The 2,358-nt window shown below is 67.1% G+C and carries 3 protein-coding genes; 2 read left to right on the forward strand and 1 reads right to left on the reverse strand.

Translation table 11 applies throughout. The annotated features are described in order from the left end of the window. Positions 1–53 precede the first annotated feature (53 nt). Positions 54–1,310: a glutamate-5-semialdehyde dehydrogenase gene (locus JNN06_RS10385; protein WP_291239521.1), complete on the forward strand. Its 1,257-nt coding sequence runs from the start codon at positions 54–56 to the stop codon at positions 1,308–1,310. 51 nt (positions 1,311–1,361) lie between these two features. Here the strand turns inward: JNN06_RS10385 and JNN06_RS10390 are convergent, their stop codons facing one another. Next, positions 1,362–1,964, reverse strand: a complete 603-nt coding sequence (locus JNN06_RS10390) for a TetR/AcrR family transcriptional regulator (protein WP_291239519.1) — start codon at positions 1,962–1,964, stop codon at positions 1,362–1,364. An 81-nt stretch (positions 1,965–2,045) separates the two neighbouring features. On the opposite strand from JNN06_RS10390, the gene JNN06_RS10395 reads away from it, so the two are divergent. Beyond that, positions 2,046–2,279, forward strand: a complete 234-nt coding sequence (locus JNN06_RS10395) for a hypothetical protein (RefSeq protein WP_291239520.1) — start codon at positions 2,046–2,048, stop codon at positions 2,277–2,279. The last annotated feature ends 79 nt before the right edge of the window (positions 2,280–2,358 follow it).

Genomic DNA, 2,358 nt, shown 5'->3' on the forward strand with positions numbered 1-2,358 from the left:
ACCCCCAGGATATTTTTGCCAAGATGAAAGAGGGCGCGATGGACGCTGTGGCGATGGAAGATGTGGGCGAGCTGATGCGCGGGATCGGGGCTGCTGCCCGGGCGGCGGCGGCGGAGCTGGCTTTCGCGCCACCTGAGGCCAAGCGGGCGGCCTTGTTGGCGGCGGCCGATGCCGTGGAGGCGGGGGTGCCCGCCATTCTGGCCGCCAATGCCAAGGATATGGCCTTTGGGGCTGACAAGGGCTTGTCGGCGGCGATGCTGGATCGGTTGAAGCTGGATGAGGGGCGGATTGCCGGGATCGTGGGCGCCCTGCGCGCCATTGCCGAGCAGCCCGACCCGGTGGGGCGGGTGCTGGCGGAATGGGACCGGCCCAATGGCTTGCATATTCAGCGCGTGTCCACGCCTTTGGGGGTGGTGGGCGTCATTTATGAAAGCCGCCCCAATGTGACGGCGGATGCGGGCGCGCTGTGCCTGAAGGCGGGGAATGCGGTCATCCTGCGCGGTGGATCGGAGAGTTTTCATTCCTCGGGCGCGATCCATGCCTGCATGGTGGCGGGGTTGCGCACGGCGGGGCTGCCGGAGGCGGCGATCCAGCTGGTGCCGACGCGCGACCGGGCGGCGGTCTCGGCCATGTTGCAGGCGGTGGAGCATATTGACGTGATCGTGCCGCGCGGCGGCAAGGGCCTCGTGAGCCTTGTGCAGCGCGAGGCGCGGGTGCCGGTTTTCGCGCATCTGGAGGGCATTTGCCACGTCTATGCCGATCGCGATGCCGATCTGGAAAAGGCGCGGCGGGTGGTCTTGAACGCGAAGACCCGGCGCACGGGGATTTGCGGCTCGGCGGAATGTTTGCTGATGGATTGGGCCTTTTACACCAATCACGGCGCGGTGCTGATCGAGGATCTGCTGGCCGCCGGGGTCGAGGTGCGCGCCGAGGGCGAGCTGGCCAAGATCCCCGGCACGGTGAAGGCCAAGCCCGATGATTTCGGGCGCGAGTTCCTCGACATGATCATCGCGGTGAAGCTGGTGGATGGGGTGGATGGCGCGATCCAGCACATCCGGCGCTATGGGTCGAGCCATACCGAAAGCATCCTGACTGAGAGTGACGCCACGGCTGCGCGCTTCTTCCAGCGGCTCGACAGTGCCATTCTGATGCGCAATGCCTCGACCCAGTTTGCCGATGGCGGCGAGTTTGGCTTGGGTGGCGAGATCGGCATTGCCACCGGCAAGATGCATGCGCGCGGGCCGGTGGGGGCAGAGCAATTGACCAGTTTCAAATATCTGGTCACTGGCGACGGCACTTGTCGGGTTTAAGGCGGGCCGGGTTTAAGGCGGGCCGGGTTTAAGGCGGGTTGGGCCTAAACTTCAGGCGGTCAGCCCGCCGAGGAGGTCTTGCACCAGCTGCGGGATCGCCTCGGGCGGGGGCAGGCTGTCGGTCAGCAGCTGGAACCACAGCAGTGCGATGATGCGCCGCTCGGCATGGCCGGGCGAGAGGGCGGGGTTCAGCTCGCCCCGCGCCTGCGCCCGCGCCACCATATCGTCGATATGATGCCAGCGGCTTTGCCGTTCTTCCTGCATGGCGGCGCCGACGGCGGGATCGAGCTGCGCCTCGGCGATCAGCAGGCGCAGCAGGGGGCCGAGGGCGGGTGTGTCGCCCTCGCCCTGCCATTGCGCCAGCATGGCGGAGAGATAGGCCGTCATATCCCCCGCGAGGCTGCCGGTATCGGGGCTGGGCAGGCCGGATTTGGCCCGGGAATAAAGCGCGAGCAGCAGATGCCCGCGCGAGGGCCACCAGCGATAGACCGTGGCCTTGCCCGCGCGGGCGCGGCGCGCCACGGCCTCCATGGTCAGGCGGGCAAAGCCGTCTTCGGCGATGATGGCGGCGGCGGCCTCCAGCACGGCGGCCTCGGTCTCCGGGTTGCGGCGGGCGCCAATGGAGGCGCGCGGTTCTGTGGCTTCAGATGGCATGCGATTTCCCCGCTTGCGAAACGATACGTTCCGTTCTATAAGATCTAGACGTTTCGTTTCGATACGCAGGAGAGGTTTGCCATGTCTGTTGCCGCCGCACAAGCCAGCCCGCGCCCGCCCAGCCGGTTGCGCTTTGCCTTTTTCGTGTTTCTGGGGGTTTATCCGCTGGTCACCGGGTTGATGCTGGTGATTGCGCCGCTGACCGAGGGCTGGCCGCTGCCCGCGCGCACGCTGGTCATGGTGCCGATGATCGTGATCTGCATGGTCTGGGGGGTGATCCCCTTCATCCAGACCCGGTTGCGGCGGTTCTTGTGAGGGGAGGGGCCGCGCGGGCGGCCCCGGCCCAAAGTTACAGCAGGAAGGCGCCCGCGCTCAGCGTGGCGGTGCCGTTCAG

Source organism: Gemmobacter sp. (assembly GCF_016792925.1).
Lineage (GTDB): Bacteria > Pseudomonadota > Alphaproteobacteria > Rhodobacterales > Rhodobacteraceae > Gemmobacter.

Excerpts from the sequence above, each read along its gene's own strand:
- JNN06_RS10385 (WP_291239521.1), top strand. The coding sequence starts at position 54 with ATGGAAGATGTGGGCGAGCTGATGCGCGGGATCGGGGCTGCTGCCCGG.
- JNN06_RS10390 (WP_291239519.1), bottom strand. The coding sequence starts at position 1,964 with ATGCCATCTGAAGCCACAGAACCGCGCGCCTCCATTGGCGCCCGCCGC.
- JNN06_RS10395 (WP_291239520.1), top strand. The coding sequence starts at position 2,046 with ATGTCTGTTGCCGCCGCACAAGCCAGCCCGCGCCCGCCCAGCCGGTTG.